Origin of the sequence: Hymenobacter frigidus (genome assembly GCF_014640435.1) — a bacterium.
Lineage (GTDB): Bacteria > Bacteroidota > Bacteroidia > Cytophagales > Hymenobacteraceae > Hymenobacter > Hymenobacter frigidus.
Map to the genome: position 1 here is coordinate 84,843 of NZ_BMGY01000009.1, position 20,775 is coordinate 105,617.

Here is a 20,775-nt window from a genome sequence, read left to right on the forward strand (position 1 = left end):
GCAGGGTCCTGAGTGCTCTGTTGTGCCAGCAGTGCTCGTACCTTTTACCCATGAAAAAACCTGTTCTACTCCTTCTGCTTTGTTTAACGCTGCTTTTCTTCCACCACCCGGGGCGGGCGTGGGGCTTTTTTGGCCACCGGCTGCTGAACCGGCTGGCCGTATACACGCTGCCACCGGGCATGTTTGGCTTTTACAAATCCAACATCGACTACCTGACCGTGAACGCCACCCGGCCCGACTCACGGCGCACGTTGGTGCCTGGCGAGGCCCCCAAGCACTTCCTCGACGTGGACCGCTACGGCGACAGCGCCGAGTACAAGCTCCCGCGCAAGTACGCCGACGCCGTGGCCCGCTACGGCGAGGATTCGCTGCTGCGCCACGGCATTGTGCCCTGGAACGTAGTGACCATGAAAAACCAGCTCACCGCCGCCTTCCAGGCCAAGGACACCGACCGGATTCTGCGCCTCTCGGCCGATATGGGCCACTACATTGCCGATGCCTGCGTGCCGCTGCACACCACCAAAAACTACAACGGCCAGCTCACCGGCCAGCGCGGCATCCACGGGCTGTGGGAGTCGCGGCTGCCGGAACTGCTGAGTTCCGACTACGACCTGTTCAGCGGCAAGGCCCAATACCTGCCCAACGCCACCGATGCCATTTGGGCGGCCGTCATCCGTTCGCACGCGGCCGTGGACTCGGTTTTACTATTCGAAAAGCAGCTGACGGCCCAGTTTGCCGAGGACCAGAAATTCGGTTACGAGCAGCGCGGCAGCCAGACGGTACGGGCCTACTCCCGCGATTTCAGCAAGGCCTACCACGCCAAGCTCAACGGGCAGGTGGAGCGCCAGATGCGCTACGCAGCGGGCCTTATCGGTAACTTCTGGTTTACCTGCTGGGTAGACGGCGGCTCGCCCGATTTGCGCCAAATTCAACGTATCCCCTCCGAAACCGAGCAGCAGCGGCTGGACCGCGAGGCCAAGGAAACAGCCGTGGCCCCGGTGGTAGCCGTGCCCGGGCACGACGAATGAGAGAACCGTCATGCCGCGCGCAGCCGAGGTATCTCGCCCGCACCGTTGAACGTGATGCCGAGCGCAACCAACGATTGGATTACTACCCCACGCAAGATGCCTCGGCTGCGCTCGGCATGACGTGCTAATTACCCAATGCTTCGGTCAGGTGCACCTGGTCCAAATCGAGCACGGCAATGCCGTCGTCGTCCACTTCGTAGGCCCGGACGTAACGGCGGTGCCACTCTATTTCGTCGTGGGTGTAGGAGTTGCGGGCGTGCACATCCTGGGCGAAAGTGTCGTCGTAGCCCTTCAGCTGAATGATGATTTCCGCATCAAGACGAGCGTAGTCTTCGGCCGTGAGGCCATGCAGTGGGCTTTCGGGGGTGATGTCGTGCACCACGGTCCAGCTGAGCGGAAAGAAGCTCACTTCGTTCCGCTCCAGGGGCAGCAAAGCGTAGATTTGGTCGCTGGTGCTGGGGTCAACGGTTTTGAGCAGCACCCTGGCCTGCAGGTTAATAAGGGTGTTGTTGCGCTGGTTGGCGATGCGAAACTGCAGGCAGGGCGTGCCATCGGGCCGGCGGCTGATAATGGCCGTGCGGCTGAAATGAATGCGCGCCGTGGGCCGCGAAAACCGCCCGTAGAGCAGGCCCGTGGCCAGCGCGAAGGTGAGCACGCCCACCAGCGCCTCTACGCTGCTGATGAAACCGCTGCCGTTGCTGCCGGGGTACACGTGCCCGTAGCCGACGGACGTGAAGGTTTGAATCGAGAAAAACAGCGCGCTCAGAAAGTCCTGCCACCAGCCGTGCGGGGCGGCCACGCCGGGCAGGTCGTCGAGCCCCAAGGCCAGGTAAGCCCCGGCAAAGACCATATTGAGCACCATAAAAAACACCACCACCACGCCAATAAACGACCACCATTCCATCTGAATGAGCCACTGGTAGGGGTCTTGGCGGTGGGGGCCGCCGCGCCGCCGCACATTAAATGTACCGTCGTGGTTGATGGCGCGCTTGGTGCGGCGCGAGAACTTTTCGCCAATACCGGGGTCCATAGTAGCCATTTGTCAGTTACTTAAATAAAGAATCAGCAATGAGCCGGTTGCGCAGCCCATTGGGTTGTGCAGTTGCCAAAAGTATCGGCCATCATCGGAACCGGGCGGCGCTCCGGCAGTTCGGCACCGCCCTTTGTGCGGCAACGGGCATGCGCGCTCTTACGCTCATTTCTTTTGAAAGGCGCATAGGCGGCAGCTGGTTGCCATCTTCAATCCATTCTTGATGTGTTGCCTACACGCTGGCTTAAGCAAATGGTTTAGCCCCCTGAAAACAAGTCTGTTGGCGGCTTGCTGGTTAGTTCTCTTCAGGCCCGGTTCAAATTCCGCTCCTCCTGAGCGGCGAACAGCCTACAGGACAGTAGCTGCGTATCTTTAAGCATTCGTGGCTACCGCTTGGATACGGCTGATTTCGCACCACATCAAAATTGGCGTGCGCGGTGTGCCCCGCCCCTTTCGACTGGCAAAAACCCCACGGCCCGGCGCGGCGTACCTGCCGCAACACGGCCGCGCTTGAGGCCAGCTATTTCTTCCCCGTATATGACCCAATTCTGCTCTCGAATACTGCTGGCTGTGGTGCTGGCCGGCACATTTTTCCTTCCTACTCAGGCCCAGAAAGTGGGTTTGGTACTCAGCGGTGGCGGGGCTAAAGGCTTGGCGCACATTGGGGTACTCAAGCAGCTGGAAAAAAACCATATTCCCATCGACTACATCGTGGGTACGAGCATGGGGGCCGTGGTGGGCGGCATGTACGCGGCAGGCTACTCGCCGGAGGAAATCGAGCAGATAGTACTCAGCCCCGAATTTCAGAGCTGGACATCGGGCAAGCAACTGGAAAGCAAGACGTTCAACTTCCTCACGGCCGAGCCTTCGCCCTCGGCCCTGCGCCTGGGCATTGCCATCGATTCCACGTTTCAGGCCCGCATCAGCACCAGCCTGGTGAACGACCTGAACCTGAACCTGGCCCTGGCCCGACTGCTGGCCCCGGCCTCGGCCAGCGCGCAGTATGACTTCGACAAGCTGTTTGTGCCCTTCCGGTGCATGGCCTCCGAGGTGTTTACGCGCCAGGTGGTGGAGCAGAAAAAGGGGGCCCTTTCCGATGCCATTCGCAACTCGATGTCGTTTCCGCTGGCGTTCCGGCCCATCCGCAACCTCGACGGTAAGTACTATTACGACGGCGCGGTATACGACAACTTCCCCACCGGCACCATGAAAAAAACCTTCTCCCCGGACATCATCATCGGGGTGAACGTGGGCGACGTGGCCATGAAGAAGTACCCCAAAAACGACGACGCCCTGCTGGGCAGCACCGTGGCCTTCCTGGGCACCAGCGTGGCCGATACCCTGAGCGTGGGCAAAGACGGCATCTACATTCAACCCGATTTGGAAGGCATGGGCGTGGGCGACTTCGACCGGGTGAAAGAATTTATTGCCGAAGGCGACACGGCCGGCAGCCGCGCCATGGCACTGATTAAGCAGCGCATAGGCCGCCGCGTCGATTCGACGGATTTGCAGAAGCGCCGGCTGGCCTTCCAGGCGCTGGCCCCCAAGCCCCGCTTTATTGAGGTGAAAGTGAATGGCTTGCGCCCCGACCAGAACGAGTACGCGGCGCGGTTCTTCCGGCGTTCCGGGCGCGAATACTCGCTCGATGACATCGAGGAAGGTTATTACCGTCTGGCGTCCGACGACTACTTCAAGAACATCTATCCGCGCATTCGCTACGATACCGAGCGCAAAGGCTACGTGTTTAGCTTGGATGCCCGGCGCAACAACAACGTGAGCACCGAAGCGGGCTTTGTGCTCAGCAACCGCCCCATCGATAACCTGTATTTCGGTCTGGAGTACCGCTACCTGCGCCGTCTGCTCTACACCGCTTCGGCCGATGTGAGCCTGGGCCGCTTCTACAACGGGGCGCACGGCTCGTTCCGCATCAATGTGCCGGCCAAGCTGCCCTACTTCATCGAGCCCGAGGTGACCTACAACCAGTGGGATTTTCAGAAGACGGGCGGCGTACTCGGCCGCAACGCGCTCAACACGCAGGTGCGGCAGCAGGACACGAAGCTCGGGGTGCAGCTCGGCGTTAGCCCCAACTACCGCAGCCGGCTGCTGCTCGATGCGGCCACCTTCGTAACCAAAGACGAATACACCAATTCCAAGGAAATAACTTCGGGCGATGTGCTCGATGCCACCGTTTTCCGGGGCGCCACGGCTGCGCTACGCCTGGCCCGCAACACCCTCAACCGCAAGCAGTACGCCACCAGCGGACACCGTTTTGTTTACACCCTGCGTGGCGTCACGGGCACTTCTACGTACACGCCGGGCTCCACGGCGCAGCAGGAAGCCAGCTCCCGGCATCACGAGTGGCTGCAGTTTCGGGCCACCGTGGAACGCTACTTTGGCTTCAATAAAGAGCGCTACGCCTGGGGCTATTTCGCGGAGCTGATGGTGAGCGCGCAGGGCACGTTCTCAAACTACCGCTCCTCGCAAACCACCGCGCCCGTGTTTGCTCCCCTGCCCGACTCCCGCACGCTGTTTATGGACGCCTACCGCTCCGCCCGCTACGCGGCCGTGGGCCTGCGCTACACCCAGCCCTTCCTCAAAAAGCTGGAGTGGCGCACCGAGGTGTACATGCACGTGAACGCGCAGCCCCTGCGCCAGGGCGACCTGCAAGTAGCCGTGCGCCAGTCGGGCTTCGAGCGGCCCCGCTTCACGGCCACCACCGGCCTGGTTTTTCAGTCGCCGGTGGGCCCGTTGGCCCTGCACGCCCGCTTCTACGACGACTCGTCCGAACGCTTCGGCATCTACGGGCACCTGGGCTTCCTGCTGTTCCGCAGCCGGGCGCTGGAATAAGCCGGCCGCCAGCGCGGCGGCTGCCCGTCGTTTAACTCACCAGTTCGGCAACAAGAGCGGGCACCTCCAGCGGGAGCAGGTGGCCCGCGGGCACTACTTGGCAGGTAGTACCCGCGGGCAGGTACGGCAGGGTTTGCGTGCGCTGCATAGCGGGCGTAACAGCCTGGTCGTGCTCGCCCACCAGCAAGCGGCAGGGCACTGTCAGCCCGAGCAGCTGAGCCGAAATATCTTCCCGCCTGCCGGCGATGAGCCACGCGTTCCAGGCGGAGTGGGAGCAGCACAGGTTGTCGGCAACAACGGCCTGCCGGATGGCAGTGGACAGCGGCAGCCAAGTGATTGTATCGAACGTTTTTTCGGCGTCGGCTGCCTTGCCGAAGCACGCCAGCGCCGCCGTGCGTTCGTCGTCGCTCATGGGCTCGCCGGCCGGTGGCGAGGGCGACAGCAGCACCAGCCGCCGCAGACCGGCTGGCCGCCGGGCCGCCAGGGCCAACGCAATTTTGCCGCCCATGCTGTGCCCCAGCAGCGTAAAATCGGTGAGGGCGTGGCGGGCTACGTAGGCGGCCACCCAATCAGTATAGGCCTGCACCGAATAATCGAACCCCGCCGGCGCGGGCTGCCCGCCGAACCCGGGCAGGTTGGGGGCCAGCAAGGCGGTATCCGGCGAAAGCAAGGGCCGTAAGGAATCAAACTCGCGGCCAGCGCCGGCCCAGTAATGCAGGGCGAGTACGGTGTGGGGCATAAACTAAAATGATAAGTGGGAATATATCTAAAAAAAACTCTTCGGAACGGCTAACCACCCCGTGTAAGGCGTGCGCTCAACCCCTCCGACCCTCGCCTGACACTAACTCATTTGACCCCGTTCTGGATTTAGGTTTTCTTTCAAAGAACTGCGGGGCACCCTGGCAGCAATCCGGTCGTGTTTCCTTTCCGTGGGCTTTCGGGCTACCGTCGCTGATAACCTAACCCTAACCAATCCGCGTATCATAACTTTTACTATTCTTTTTTTTAATTCTTTATCCGGATAACCATGCCCGTGGTCTTTACCCAACCACCAATGGCCCGTTATTACTTCCTCCCCTTATATGAATTCAGCGCCGACGTTGCTTACAGCCACGGATGAAGAAGTGCTTGTACAGCGCCTGTTGGCCCGCGACGAGCACGCTTTACGCCTGTTGCACGACCGGTACGCCAAGAGTATTTTGGTTGTAATAATGCGACTAGTGCGCGACGAAGCCCTCGCGCAGGACGTGCTGCAGGAAGGGTTGCTCAAGGTATGGCTAAGTATTGGCAGCTACGCTCCCGAGCGGGGCCGCTTGTTTACCTGGATGGTGCGCGTGTGCTGCAATCAGGCAATTGATGCGCTGCGAAGTCCGCGGCACCGCTTCCACAACCGCAACAAATCGTTGGAGACGGGCGGCGTCAGCCAAACCCTGGCCCCTTCCACCTTCAACCCCGACCATATCGGCCTGCGTGAGCTGACCCTGAAACTCAAGCCCCGCCAACGCGAGGTCATCGACCTGCTGTATTTCGGGGGCTACACCCAGGTGGAAACCGCCGAGCAGCTGGGCATTCCGCTGGCAACGGTGAAAACCCGGGCGCGGGCAGCGCTAAACGTACTCGCCCAATTAACCAAAGAGCAATAAGACGCAGTAAATCGCAAGTAAACAGTAGCCCCAGGCAGGGACTTGCAGCTGCCTTATCATGCCCATCGCGAAGTAGAATGCGAGAAGTTGTAGAGACACAATAGCTGCCTGATTTTCGCAAACCATTCCGGGACGGGTATAACCACTTAGCGCGAGTACTCCTCGCGGCTCAGGTTTTCATTGATGACAATGGCCGCCCGGGTGCCATCGGCGGCAGCCAACAGGGCCTGCTGGTTACCGGGTTTAGTGTCGCCGGCAGCATACAGCCTGGGTATGGAGGTGCGCAACCCCGAGTCGACCCAGACGGCTCCTTTGCTGGTGAGGCGAGCGCCCAAATCGGCGGCCAGGGAACTGCGCTGATGCTGAGGAGCATGCAGAAACAAGGCGGCCCGCTCCAGCAACTCGCCGTTGGCGAATTCAATGTAGCGCAGGTCACGGTTATCGGAGCCAATGAGCCGCACCACGGCTTCCTCGCAAATGCTGATTTTTTCGCGGCGCAGGCGGCGGCGGGCATTGGCCGTGAGGTGGCCCGGGCCATCGGTCACCACCACTATGTCGCGGCTCCAGCGGCTCACGAGTAGCGCCAGCCCTGTCACGGTGCTGCCCTGCCCATACACGGCCAGGGGCTGGTTGCGCACTTCCCAGGCGTGGCAGTACGGACAGTGCAGCACGCCCCGCCCCCACAATTCCCGGAACCCCGGCAAGGCCGGCAAAACATCGGACACGCCAGTGGCCAACAGCACCCGCCGGGCCGTTACGGCAAGGGGCGTATCATCGGCGCTGCCGTGGCCAGTGGCCCGGAAGCCGTTGCCCTCCAAAACGAGGGTGTCGACCTGAAAGCACTGCACCTCCACGCTGGTGTAGGGGCGCAGCTGCTCGTGGCCCAGCCGCAGCAGCTCGGCCGGCCGAATGCCGTCGCGGGTGAGAAACCCGTGCACGCCCGGCGAGGCTTCGTTGCGCGGAGGACCGCCGTCGGCCACGAGCACGCGGCGCAGGCATCGGCCCAGGGTGAGGGCCGCCGACAGTCCGGCGCTGCCCGCCCCAATAATGAGAACGTCGTATTGCATCGAAACAGTAGAAACCACGTGGAGTGACTTAACTCAAACCCCGGGCCCTAGGTTGCACCAGTCAATTCCGTCGGCGACCAAAAAAAACCCTTCCCGCAGGGGAAGGGTTTTTTTTGGTCGCCGACGGAATTGTCAGCTTAATTCGCAAACCGGCTTAGTTGCGGATGAGTGGCAGAGCCTGGCTGATGCCCACGCCTCGCACGAGTACGACGTAGGCACCCTGGGGCAGGCCTTTCAAATCCAGTGGTGAAGCCAGAGCACCTAGATGCTGGGTGCGCAACACGCGGCCGGCCAAGTCGAGCACTGTCACCGTGTAGGTGCCATCGGCTAAGCCGCTCAGGTCAATGGTTGCTTCGTTTTGGCTAGGGTTGGGGTACAGGGCAGCCGTGGCTTTGGTGGACGCGGCAAACTCAACGGCACGCACCGGGCCATAAGTAAGCGTGCCGTCGGCATCGACCTGCTGCAGGCGGTAATACACCTTGCCAGAAACCAGACGCCCGGCACCGGCATCGGTGAAGCGGTAGTCAGTCGGTCGTGTGCTATTGCCTTGGCCGCGCACGGTGCCAATCGCCGTGAAATTACGCCCGCTTACGGAGCGCTCAACCACGAAATAGTCATTGTTCTTTTCCGAAGCCGTAGACCAGGTCAGCACCGCGTCCTGCCGCTGGGCAACTGCCTCGAAACGGGTCAGCTCAACCGGCAGCGGGGCCACAATGGTGACATTTTCGAGGGTGCTGCTGGCCGCCGCGTAGTTAGTGCCCGGCACCGTGCCGCCGCCGCTGGCAAACGTGGCCCCTGGGGTGGTGGTGGTGGCGCTGGTGGCCGTGCGGGTGGGGTCCGTGAACGTCACGTTGCCGCTGGCTTGGTAGACGGTGCCGTTCACAGCGGTGGCCGCAATGGCGGCGCTGAAGTCGATTCTCAGCGTGGAGCCGCTGGGGATGGTGATACCACTAAAGACCGGCGTGGACGTGCCAGCGCCAGTAAGCGTGGAGTTTGGCTTGGTGACGGTGCCATCAGCCGCCGTGAGTATCACAGTGGGTATCTGAGCAGTGACGTAAGTAAAGAGCGGGTCCAGCGTCAGCGTGGTGCTGGAGGCCTGGGCCGAGCCGCCGGTGTTGGAGACGATGGCCGTGTAGGAGGCAGGCCGCGGCGTGCCGTTATCCCGCGTCACGTTGGGAGTGGCCGTGCTAAGTGCCACCGACAGCATTGGGAGGCAGGAACTGGCCCCGCCGATAGTAGTCGTATTCGTGGGCTGCGTCGTGGTGTTGGTACTCCCGGCCGCGCCAGCGGTTGCGCCGTAGGCGTCTGGCTTGGGTTGGTTTTTTCCATCAGTAGTAGTACCATTGGCACCACCGGTTAAAGTGACAGCACTGAATGCGCTACTGGCATAAATTACCCCGCCGCTACCTCCTCCACCTGGGCCATAAGACGCACCATTACTAACGCCACTGTTGACAGTGCCACCATCGCCACCTACGGCACTGGCCGTGAGAGCAGTTAGGGCACTAGTGCCCGTAACGGGAGTAGCCAATACGAGTATAGTGCCGCCGGCCCCGCCGCCGCCGCCGCCTTGAGTCAGAGCCGTTGCGGCAGTGCTGGGAGCATTCGCACCATTAGCTTGAATAGTGGCCGCACCGGAAATGACCCCCGTGCGCAGGATGATGATGCCGCCACCAACGCCGCCGCTGCTTGCCAGAGCGGTGCCATCGTCGCTTGAACCTGCGCCGCCGCCACCGCCCATTATTATTTTGGTGGCCGAAACAACAACGCCACGCCCACCGCTGGCTTTAGCGCCGGAGCCGTTTGAACCTGAACCAAAGCCACCGGTGCCGCCAGCCGAGATATTGCCGCCGCCGCCGCCGCCGGCATTGCCCGAGTTAGTGGCTGGATTAAAATCCTGCGCGCCGCCGCCGCCATTAGCAGGAGCGCCGATATTGTTACTGCCGGTGGCATAGCCCTCGGCGGTGTTATCCGTTACGACACTCCCGTTGTAGAAATAGCGCGGGGTACCGGCAATGCCTTCACCTTTGGAACCGTGGGCAACCGCAGCCATGCTGGCGTAAACCGCTGGGGTGTTGGAAGCACCGACAGTACCAACATAGCTCTTGCCGCCGCCGCCGCTGAAGCCTCTGGCCGTCATGTCCAAGCCGGGCGTAGTGCCAGAGAACGTGGTAGAGCCCGCCACGTCCAGGGCCAACACGCCGCCAATGCGTGTCTGACTGTTCCAGGCCGTGCCGGTCACTTTCCCGTTCACCACGAGCGATGAGTATTGCGGCACGCGCACCACCTGGAAGTTCTGGTTGGCGGTCGCGCTGGTGGTGTAAGCATTGCCCAGCGCCGTGGTCAGCGCAATGGTCGTAATCGGCGAGCCGCTCACGCTGGCCACCTTAGCGTATTCGTACTGCCCGGCGGTTGAACTTGCCACGGTGCCGTAGTTGACATTGTCCGCGGTGGTGTTGATGGTAGCACCCTGCATCTGCATCACCAGCACTAGGTCGCCGGCCTCCACCGGGGTTGTGCCTGAGGGCGTACCTACCGTAATGGTTGAAGCTCCGTTGGCGGTCGAAATCGAAACACCAGGGTAATAGGTGTTGGGCGACGATGCGGACGTGAGGCTGCCGGGGCCGTCTTTGCCGGGCGTAGCGCAGGCCGTAGCAATGGTAGCAGGGCCAGTTACGGTGGTCGTCAACGTACTGGTATTATTGTTCGCTACGGGGTCGGCCACCACAGCACCAACCGGATAAGTGTACCCAGAAGTGGCAACGATGGATGTCGTGCCGCTGACTGGCACGGTGAATGTTATCGAATTGATAACCGATGCGTTCTGCGCGAGCGTGGTCTGGCTGAAGGTGACCAGGCCCGAGGCAGAATTGTACGTGTAGTTGGCCGAGGCCGGAATGGTTAGGCCAGCGGGCAACTGCAGCGTGGGGCTGATGTTGGTAGCCGTCAGAGAGCCGATGTTGGTGGTGTTGACCGTATATGTTATCTGCGAGCCGGGGTTGGCCGAAGCTGGGCCGCTCACGTTGGTAGCCACGTCGGCCCCTTTCACCACCACGGTGATTTTCCCAGGGTTCGACATTTGCCCGAGCAGGTCATTGACCGTGTAGGGGATGGTGACCGTGCCGGCAAATCCGTTCACGGGAGTGAAGGTAACCACGCCGTTGGCGTCCACGGTGAAGGTGCCTTGGCCGGTCACCGTGAAAGAAGTTTCCTGCGCGGGCGTGGTGGGGTCTAAGTCCACCGTGCTATTATTCAGTGTGGTTCCAAAGGCCTTGTCATTGGCCACCACGCTGAACGTCACCGGCGTGTTGTAATTCGTACCCACCAAGTCGTTCACCGCCACCGGATTGCTGACGATGGCCAGGTTCCGGATTTCGTGGATGTTGGTGCTGCCGCCCGTCGAGCCCGCAAATCCGATGCGCAGGTTAGCCGGCGGGGTCGTGATGGGGTAGCTGTCGGTGGTAGTCCGAATGGTGTTACCGTGCTGAATCCGAACGGTGACATTGTAGGCCCCGTTGGCGGCTACCACGTACACGAAGGCTTTGCGATAGTCGGCACTGCCCGGCTGGGCCCGGACGGTGGCCACATCAACCGCAAAAGGTAGCGCACCGCTACTGGTAAGAAACTGGTAGTTAGCTAGCCCCGTGCCCGGCCCCCGGAGGGTGACATTTTGAGCCACCGGGCCGGGACCGCCGATGCGGCCTTCGGTGGGGTTGGGGTAGTTGCCGAACTCATCAATTCCGATGCCCAGGTAACCCTTCGACACCCCGGGGATGTCGGTGGCATTTCCTCCGGCCACTGTTTTCTGGGCATAGCCCAACGAGCCGCCCGATGCCCCGATGTTAAATTCCCCGGCCACGGCAGGGTTCGTCCCGGCAGCGTCAATCAGGAACACACTGAAGCCATCGGCACCAGGGTTAGTCCCTCCATACGAGAAAAATTCGAACGAAATACTGAAACCTTGCGGCGAGGCAAAGCTGTTATTGAAGATGGCGTAGCCAGCTTGGTTAGCAATGGCCTCGGTGAGGCGCAAATAGCCTGGCGTAGTGGAAGTACCCGTAAGGATGGCATTGCCGCCCAACGTGAAATTGGTGGCGGAACCCGGTGCACCAGTAAAGCTCTGGTTAACCGGAAACTGAGCTTTACCGGCAAAGCTACTCAATAGCAGCAGGCACAAGGTGCCTGCTTTTAAGAAGCCAGTCCAACGGCCCACCTTTGCTTTACGGCCGGGTTGATTTGCGGGCTGCGGCACTGAGCGGGTAAATGTTAAGGGTAAGGTGATTCTTCTCATATAAAAAAGAAAGGGTGAAAAGAGTAATTTACAAAAATTGAAAAATCAAAGGAGTGCGTCTAAGTCGCTACACAGGTATTTCGTGCAAATGCCCGTTTCATAGGAAGGCAAAATTACCCGCGGGGCCAAACCAATCTCCTTAATTTCGACCGATGGACTTGTTCGACCGATGAAGGTGCTCGTTTATAAGCGTCAAGGGATGTACACATTTAAATAATTTTTGTGATGATTCAAAAATTACCAAGTAAAGTACAAAACAAGAAGTTATTCGCTCACTTGCCTATAACTCTTAGTTTATAGCACAAAGTAAATACATTGGGTTAACTTATAATGTATTTATTATGTGTTACCATCATCAATAACTGTGTCTTTTTATTTTTACTTGCTTTGAATGCATTATAATAGTACAACTTTTTCCCGTGTACTTACGTGGCAAAATTCCAGTTAGATTTTAGCTTTTGACAAGGAAATACGTTTTTGCATTTATTGAAAACAACCACAGAATTCACTGGGCGTTCTTAAACAAGTACCAAAAAGTCTTTTCTGGTACGGTTTAATTATTCGCCAAAATAGCGACCGTCCAAGCATGGCCGGCCGCTATTTTCCTAGTCCGTTTAGATTGAACTTGGGGCTTCGGGGGCAACTCCCTTAAGCGCTACCTTCTCCCACTGGCCTGCACCAGTGCCCGGAGCGGCTCGTTGAAGCCCACAGCCTCCACCAGTTCTTCGAGCGGCAGGTGCAGGCGGTACTTCCAGAAGTGGGTGGGGTTGCTGGGCACATTGATTTGCTCCTCGTGCGGGTTGGCGCGGCGCAGGTTGCGGTCCATGGCCAGCAGGTCTTGCAAGGGCAGGATGGCCCACATGGCCGGCGCGTGCAGGTGCTGCACCAGCATTTCGCGTGCCACCCACGGCTCGCAGTAGAACGGGGCTACCTCGCGCCAATGGCCCAGCACGGTTTCGAAGAAGCGCTGGGTGCGCACCCGGTCCTCTTCCCACCAGCCGCGCAGCGTGCTCATGTCGTGGCTACTGGTCGTGACCACGCTCAGGTAGGGCGCGGCGTCGGGGTGGCCGAACTCGGTTTCGGGGTTCGACGGCATGCGCTGGATGTGCAGGCCCAAGATGCCCAATTCGTTCATCACGCCGGGCACCGAGGCGGGCACCATGCCCAAGTCTTCGCCGCAGATGAGCATGTCGGTGGCGTAGCGCACGGCCGGCAGCTTCACCAAGCCCTGCTCGCGCCAGAATTCCTCGTGGCGCCGGAAGAAGAAGTCCACGTAGATGTCGTCGTAGAGGCGGCGGCGGTCTTCATCCGTATCCAGCTCGCGGAAGGAGTAACTCTTGTTCAGGGTGATGCGCGGGTGGTAGCAGTCGTTGCCGGCGGGCACGAACAGCACCTCGTTCACCAAAGCAAACAGGCCCTTTTGCAGCCACCGAAAGTACTCGGCGTGCTCCGGGAAATCGACCAGCTTCTGGGCGATATGGGCCTCGATTTTGCGCTGATTGTCGACGGGCTCTTTGAGGTGGATGCGGCCGTAGCTGGCATCGTACAGGTACTCGTCGAACACGGCCTCAGCCTCGCCCTGGAAGATGTCCTGGAGCATGTGCCAGCGGATGTACGGCTCGCACAGACGGCTGTAGTCGAACCAACCCAGGCGGCGCTCAATCTCGTGGCGGTGCAGCGGCAGCGCGGGCGCAAAGTGCCCCAGCAGGCCCTCTACCGACTCAATTGGCATCTCCCAGATGCGGAAGAAGCCCAGGATGTGGTCGATGCGCAGGGCGTCGAAGTAGCGGGCGAGGTGGCCCATGCGCTGCTTCCACCAGGTGTAGCCGTCGGCGGCCATGCGCTCCCAGTTGTAGGTGGGGAAGCGCCAGTTCTGGCCGGTGGTGGAGAAGTCATCGGGCGGCGCGCCGGCCTGGCTGTCCATGTGGTAGAGCTCGGGCTGGGTCCAGGCGTCCACCGAGTGGCGGTAGATGCCGATGGGCAGGTCGCCCTTCAGCACCACGCCGCGGGCTCGGGCGTAGTTCACGGCGGCCAGCAGCTGCTTGTCGAGGTGGTACTGCACGAAGAAGAACAGGCCGTACTCGTCGTAGTCGGGCGCGGTTTCGGCGGTCAGTTCCTCCAGGGCTTTCGGGGTGCGAAACTGGGCGGGCCACTGCTGGAAGTCGGCGGTGCCGAATCGGTCGCGCAGGGCCGAAAAAGCGGCGTAGGGCACCAGCCAGCTGGCTTCGCTGGCCCGGAAAGCCTGGTAGTCGGCATCGGCCAGAAACGCCTTTTTCTCCTGCTGATACAGCAGCCGCAGAAATTTCCACTTCGCGACCATCACGGGCGCGTAGTCCACGAAATCCTTGGCGTTGAATTCCTGCTTGAGCCGGGCCAGCTCCTGGGCGGCCTTCTTGTCCTTGAGTGCCGCAATGCCTTCGAGGTGAATAAACTGCGGATGCAGCGCAAACACCGAAATGGCGGCGTACGGATACGAGTCGACCCAAGTGTGGGTAGCCGTGGTGTCGTTGATGGGCAGAATCTGCACCAGTTTGAGGCCGGTTTGCACGGCCCAATCGGTGAGCAGCGTCAAGTCGGAGAATTCGCCCACGCCGAAGCCGCTTTCGCTGCGCATGGCAAACACGGGCAGGGCCACGCCCGCGCCGCGCCAGGAGCTGGCGTAGCGGTAGCCTTCGTCGTTAAAGACGCGGGCGGCGGCGGGGTCGGCGGCGGCGGGAATCACCCGGTCTTCGCCGCCTTCCATGTCGAGGGCCTGCCCGGCTTGGGCATCCCACATGGCGTACTTATACAGGCAGTCCTTGGCGGGGTTCTGCAGCTTAACGGTGGCTGCCCAAGTGGGGTAATCAGCATCGGTTAGCACGAGGGCCTTGGTGTTGTCCCAGGCCCCCAACGCGGGGTCTGAGCCGAGCACGCACAGGCCCAGCGCCGGTGCTACCCGTGGGGCGAGGAGGCGAAATACGATTTCGCCGGCGGCGGGCGCAGCAGCGGGTTGCGCAGCAATTCCGGCGGGGGCGCTGGCAGTTTTAGCGGGAGCTTTGGTTTTTTTGGTTTTGGCGGCTTCGGTAGACGGGGCCGCAACAGGTGCGGGTCGCCGAAACAGCGCTTTGGTGAAGGCGGCGGTCAGCAGCTCATTCTCGGGCTGAGAGGGAGCGCGCCAATAATCAGCCAGATGCAGGCGCGGGATACTACCGGCGGCGTACTGCACCGTGCGATTCGGTCCGGATTCCCAGTGCTCGGCACCATCGTTGGCATCCAGCAGCGCATACTTGTACGACAGCTCACCCGAGGCATCGGCAACGGTCAGCTCGTAGCTCCAGCAGCCGGTGGCATTATCGTAGCTCATGGGAGCCGCCGCCGCCAATTGCCAGTTGCCCAAGTCGGGATGTGAACCACAAACGGCAAGCTGCTGACCAGGAATGGTACGGTAGGGAAGAGAAAAACGAAGAATCATGCGGTCGCAGCTGGAGTTTGGGGGTCGAAAGATAAGAAGGGTAGTTGGCTGTCGGTATAAAGCGGCCCCGCGACTTCGACCAAATAATGGGCTTCCAACCCCAGCCCGTAGTTTTGCGTTTGGTCAAACGCGCCTTTTTGTTTGCCGTTCATTCTGCCCTGCTTTGTCGATTTTTCTGCGTCGTGCCCTTTTCGGTTTGCTGGGGCTGTTAGCCTTGGTGCTGCTGCTCGTTGTTGCAGTAGTGGTATACCTGCAATTTCCTTCCGGCCAGGACTTTGTGGCACGCCGCGCCGAAAGCTACCTGCGCGATAAGCTGGGCACGGAAGTGCGTATTGGGAAGTTCCGGACTGATTTCCGCCACGCCATCAACTTCGATGGGGTGTACCTGGAAGACCAGAAGCAGGACACGCTGCTCTCCGTAGGCCACCTGGGCGTCGACCTCGATGTGTGGGCTCTGCTGAACAAGCAAATCAACGTTTCCAACATCGAGCTTAATGACGGGCGCGTGCGCCTCACGCGCACCGAGCCCGATTCGGTGAACAACTACGACTTCATCCTCACGGCCTTCACCGACCCCACGGCCCCGGTCGACACCACCGCTTCGGGCCTGAAGTACGACATCGGCAAGGCCCGGCTCACCAACATCTACTTCACGCAGAACGACCAGGTGACCGGCTCCGACGTGCGGGCCCGCATCGGCGAGTTCACGGCCAACATGGACGAGATAGATGTGGATAACTCCATCTATAAGGTGGATAACGCGGCGCTGCGGCGCTCGGCCATCAGCATCGTGCAAACCAAAACGGCTCCGCAGGTGGATAACCCCGCTCCCACCGAACCGCTCACGCTGCAATTTGGCCTGAACCGGGCCACGCTCGACAGCGTGCGATTTGTGTATAAGAATGGCCCGGCGGCGCAATTTATCAGCACCAACATTGGCCTGGCCGACATCACCGCCAAGAATATTGACCTTGGGCGCCAGCGCGTGAACCTTACTAAGCTCACGCTGAAAAACACCACTTTCGCTTACTCCCAAAACGAGCAGGTGCCCGTGGAGCAGCGCGTGGTGAACCCCGCCGAAGCCGTGCGCAAGCTGGACGAGGCCACCGATAAGATGAAGGCCGCCACTGGCCAGGCAGCCGCCGCGCCCGGCTGGCGGGTACGGCTGGCCGAATCCGACATCAGCGGCTTGGCGGTGAATTTCGACAACTTCAACCAGCCCAAACAACGCACCCGCCTGCCGGCGCTCGACTACAACCACCTGCACTTCACTGACCTCGTGCTGAATACGCACGACCTGAGCTACTCCGAAAACCGCACCACCGGCCGGGTCGATAACCTGGCGGGCAAAGAGCAAAGCGGCTTTCGCGTCGATTCGTGGCGGGCCAATGTGGTGTACGACTCCGTGCAGATTCGCCTCGACAGCCTCGATTTGATAACGCCGCACACCCGCATCCGGCGCACGCTGGCCATTGGCTACGAAAGCCTAACCGCGCTGGGCGACGTAAAAAAGCTGCCGAATCTGAAGATTGAGGGTGATTTGCGCAATGTGCGGCTGGGCTTTCGTGACATCCTGTACCTGGCCCCCGGCCTGGCCGACACGCCCCCGTTCAACACCGGCCCCAACCAGTCGGTGCTGCTGAACGGGCAGATTGCGGGCCGCGTGGGCGACTTTTCAGTCCGCAACCTGGAGTTTGTGGGCCTGCGCAATACCGTGCTGAAGGCCCGGCGCGGCCGTATTCAGGGCCTGCCCAATACCGATGCACGGCTGTATGCCGACCTCGACATTCAGCAGTTTAGCACCTCGCGGGCCGATATTATGAGTCTGGCCCCGAAGGGCAGCATTCCGAACAACATCAGCATCCCGCCTACATTGGCGCTGAGCGGCACGTTCCGGGGCCGGCCCACCACGCTGGCGTTTAACACCAATCTGAAGCTGCGCTCGACTTACGGCAACCTGGCGTTCAGCGGCAAGCTGGGCGCGAAGCAGGCCAACGGGCGGCAGCCAGTGGTGGGCACGTTTGCGGTGGGCGGGTTCGACTTTGGCAAGCTGCTGAAAGACCCGACCATTGGCCGCGTCACGGCTACGGGCCGCATCAACGCCACCGGCGACCTGCGGGACCCCGGCACCCTGGTAGGCCAGGTGAAGGCCAACGTGCAAAACGCCCGCTACAACAACTACACCTACCGCGGCGTGGCCGCCACCATCGACCTTGACCGCAACCGCTACGTCATCAACGCCAGCAGCAAAAACGACCCCAACCTCGACCTCGACCTGAGCGCCGTGGTGAACCTGCGCGACCCGCGCAACCCCACCTACGAAGTGACCAAACTGAACCTGCGCGGGGCCAACCTGACGGCGCTGGGCTTCTATACCGGCGGCGATTTGCGCGTGCAGGGCGACCTGGTGGCCAACCTGCGCGGCTCCGATTTGAACTCGCTCAACGGCACGTTCAGCGGGCGGCGCATTGTGATTGTGCGCGACAATCAATCCTTCCCGCTCGACTCGCTCAACGGCCGCATCGTGCAGAACGCCAACCGCACGCTGGCCGTCATCACCTCGGATATTGCCAATGTGAAGCTCGATGGCAACGTGCACCTCGGCGACCTGGCTCCCGAGCTGCAGCAGCACCTCGACCGCTACTTCGACGTGCCGGGCGTACGCTACGTGGCCAGCAACGCCGACCGCCGCTTCAGCTATTCCCTGCAGCTGAAAGACCCCAAGCTGGCCACCAAGCTGGTGAAGGACTTGAAGCAGATTTCGCCCTTCACGCTGGCCGGCGACTACTCGCGCCGCGCCGCCCGCCTCACGGCCATCACCAGCATTCCCGTCATTCGCTACGCCAACTACCGGCTCGATTCGCTGCGCCTGGATGTGGACTCGGACCCCGGCAAGCTCGACTACGCCCTGCGCCTGGCCCAGGCCGCTCAGGATACTACCCTGAAGCTGCGCCGCCCCAGCGTGGTAGGCAATGTGGCCAACAACAAGCTTTTTACCCGCGTGGCCATCCTCGGCGACTCGGCCAACCGCGAGCGGCTGGCGGTGGCCGGCACCCTGCAGGCCCTGGCCCAGGGCGGCGGCCGCAACAGCAGCATGATGTATGAATTTCAGGCCGCGCCCGAGCAGGTTATCAACTACCAGAACTGGACGGCCGGGGCCAACAACTTCGTGCGCTACTACCCCAGCGGCGCGGTGGTGGCCGATGGCCTCAACCTCACCAATGGCCGCAGCACGCTGGCCCTGCAAAGCCAGAACCCCCGGGTGCAGACCTCGCCGCTGGGCGTCACGTTCACCAATTTCGAGCTGGCCGAGCTGGCCCACATCGTGCAGCAGCAGGACTCGTTGGTGGCCGGCTCACTCAACGGCACGGCCCGCATCGACAACCTGGGCAAGCCCAACCAAGCCTTCACGGCCGATGCCACGGTGAAAAACCTGGTGTTTCAGAAAGCCCTCATCGGCGACATCGCCTTCAAAGCCACCAACCCCAGTGCCGGCCGCTACGACGTGGACGGCCGCCTGACCGGCGGGGCGGCCGGTACGCTGGGCGGAGACGGCAACGATGTGCGGGTACGCGGCACCTACCTCGCCAGCAGCCCCGCCCCACTCAACCTCACCGTGGATGCTACCCGCCTCAACCTGGCGTTGGTCGAGCCCTTTTCGGTGGGGCAGGTGCGGAGCGCCAGCGGCTACGTGAGCGGCCAGCTGACCGTGACCGGAGCACCCGCCGCGCCCGTGGTGCGCGGCACGCTCAATACCTCGGCCAATGCCGGCTTTGTGGTGCCGCAGCTGGGTTCGCCCTTCCGCCTGCCCAACCAGTCTCTCACGTTTGATGACCGGGGCATTGCCTTCAACAACTTCACAGTGCTGGATTCGGCCTCGAACAAGGCCGTAATTAACGGGTACCTGCTCACACAGGACTTCGTGAACTACACGTTCGACATGCGCGCCACGACCGACAATTTCCTGGCCGTGCGCAACACCCGCGCCAACAACGAGCTATTCTACGGCCGCCTGGTGCTCGATTCGGACACCCGCCTCACGGGCCCGCTCACGCTCATCAAGGTGGATACCCGCGTGACGGTGGTCGAGGGTTCGAACCTGACGGTGGAGTCGCCGAGCGCCACGCCGACGACGGTGGAGCGCGAAGGCATCATTGAATTTGTGGACAAGAGCGCCCCGCTCGATACCATGCTGGCCCGCAAGCTGGCCCTTGATACCACCAAAGTGGGCGCGACCGGATACGACGTCACGGCCGTGGTCACGCTCACCGACCGCACGCCGTTTACCATCGTCATCGACCCGGTGAGCGGTGACAATCTGCGCGTGCGGGCCGACGGCACGCTCAACACCAACATTGCGCCCGATGGCACCATCACGCTGAGCGGCCGGCTCGACGTGGCCCGGGGCCAGTACCATATGTCGCTCTACGACCTGGTTTCGCGTGATTTTATTATCCGGCCGGGCTCGTCCATCGCCTGGGATGGCGACCCGTACGACGCCGCGCTCAATATAACGGCCGTGTACCGGGTGCAGGCCGCCCCTGCCGAGCTGCTGGCCGGTCAGGGCAGCGACGACTTGACCAGCGCCACCATCTCACGCAATCGCCTGCCCTTCGACGTGCTGCTGAATGTGAGAGACCAGCTCAGCAAGCCGACTATTGACTTCGATATTACACTGCCCGAAAATCAGCGCAGCACCCTGAACGGGCAGGTGGAAGCCAAGCTGGCTCAGCTGCGCCAACCCAATCAGACCTCCGAGCTTAGTAAGCAGGTGTTTTCGCTGCTGGTGCTGGGCCGGTTTGTGGCCCAGAACCCCTTCCAGACCAGCAGCGGCGAAGGACTGGTGGCTACCCAGCTACGGGGCAGCGCCAGCGCCGTACTCACCGACCAGCTCACCAACCTGACCGGTAAGTACCTTTCCGGCCTGGGCCTGGACCTGGGCGTATCTAACCAGGCCAACTACAGCGCCGACGGCAGCCAGGGCAGCCGCACCGACCTGAACGTGGCCGTGCGCCGCCAGCTGCTCAACAACCGCCTGACCGTGCGCGTGGGCACCGACATTGCCCTGAGCGGCAACTCCGGCAACCAGGTGACCCAGGGCCGAAGCAGCCCCAGCAACTTCGCCGGCGACGTGAGCCTGGAGTACCAGCTGCTGGCCGACGGCCGCCTGCGGGTGCGCGTGTTCCGCCAAAACGCTTTCGAGGACATCGACGGGGCCATCGTGCGTACGGGCGCGGCGCTGGTGTTCCAGCGCGACTATCAGGACCTGAAGGAGCTGTTCTCGAAAGTCCCGAAGGATGTTAAAGCCGAGCGGAAAACCAACCGTAAAGAGGAAAAAGAGGAAAAGAAGGCAGCGCAGGATTCGGTGCAGGCCGTAACCCCGGCACAGGACTCGGCACGGAATAATAAGTAGTGATG

Annotated in this window: 9 protein-coding genes; 4 read left to right on the top strand and 5 right to left on the bottom strand. The window is 61.4% G+C overall.

Features of this window, described 5'->3' with window-relative positions; translation table 11 throughout:
* Window positions 1-50: 50 nt before the first annotated feature.
* Window positions 51-1,028, top strand: a complete 978-nt coding sequence (locus IEW17_RS07015) for a zinc dependent phospholipase C family protein (RefSeq protein WP_188561326.1) — start codon at window positions 51-53, stop codon at window positions 1,026-1,028.
* A gap of 124 nt (window positions 1,029-1,152) precedes the next feature.
* Here IEW17_RS07015 and IEW17_RS07020 read toward each other — a convergent pair whose 3' ends face one another.
* Entirely contained in the window at window positions 1,153-2,067 is a 915-nt protein-coding gene (locus tag IEW17_RS07020) for an ion channel (protein ID WP_188561327.1), read from the bottom strand.
* Window positions 2,068-2,595: 528 nt separating this feature from the next.
* On the opposite strand from IEW17_RS07020, the gene IEW17_RS07025 reads away from it, so the two are divergent.
* Entirely contained in the window at window positions 2,596-4,905 is a 2,310-nt protein-coding gene (locus IEW17_RS07025) for a patatin-like phospholipase family protein (RefSeq protein WP_188561328.1), read from the top strand.
* Window positions 4,906-4,936: 31 nt separating this feature from the next.
* Here the strand turns inward: IEW17_RS07025 and IEW17_RS07030 are convergent, their stop codons facing one another.
* Window positions 4,937-5,644 (bottom strand): alpha/beta fold hydrolase, encoded by a 708-nt coding sequence (locus IEW17_RS07030; protein WP_188561329.1) that lies wholly within the window; start codon window positions 5,642-5,644, stop codon window positions 4,937-4,939.
* A gap of 343 nt (window positions 5,645-5,987) precedes the next feature.
* Between IEW17_RS07030 and IEW17_RS07035 the strand changes: the two genes are divergently transcribed.
* On the top strand, window positions 5,988-6,548 hold the full coding sequence (locus tag IEW17_RS07035) for an RNA polymerase sigma factor (protein ID WP_188561330.1): 561 nt from the start codon (window positions 5,988-5,990) through the stop codon (window positions 6,546-6,548).
* A 146-nt stretch (window positions 6,549-6,694) separates the two neighbouring features.
* Here the strand turns inward: IEW17_RS07035 and IEW17_RS07040 are convergent, their stop codons facing one another.
* From IEW17_RS07040 to IEW17_RS07050, 3 genes are all read right to left on the bottom strand, one after another.
* Entirely contained in the window at window positions 6,695-7,615 is a 921-nt protein-coding gene (locus IEW17_RS07040) for an NAD(P)/FAD-dependent oxidoreductase (RefSeq protein WP_188561331.1), read from the bottom strand.
* Between the two features lie 154 nt (window positions 7,616-7,769).
* Window positions 7,770-11,777: a cadherin-like domain-containing protein gene (locus tag IEW17_RS07045; protein ID WP_229748855.1), complete on the bottom strand. Its 4,008-nt coding sequence runs from the start codon at window positions 11,775-11,777 to the stop codon at window positions 7,770-7,772.
* Window positions 11,778-12,561: 784 nt separating this feature from the next.
* On the bottom strand, window positions 12,562-15,357 hold the full coding sequence (locus IEW17_RS07050; protein ID WP_188561333.1) for a 4-alpha-glucanotransferase: 2,796 nt from the start codon (window positions 15,355-15,357) through the stop codon (window positions 12,562-12,564).
* 163 nt (window positions 15,358-15,520) lie between these two features.
* On the opposite strand from IEW17_RS07050, the gene IEW17_RS07055 reads away from it, so the two are divergent.
* Window positions 15,521-20,770 carry a translocation/assembly module TamB domain-containing protein gene (locus IEW17_RS07055; RefSeq protein WP_188561334.1) on the top strand — a complete coding sequence of 1,750 codons (5,250 nt, stop codon included), beginning with the start codon at window positions 15,521-15,523 and terminating at the stop codon, window positions 20,768-20,770.
* Window positions 20,771-20,775: the final 5 nt, after the last annotated feature.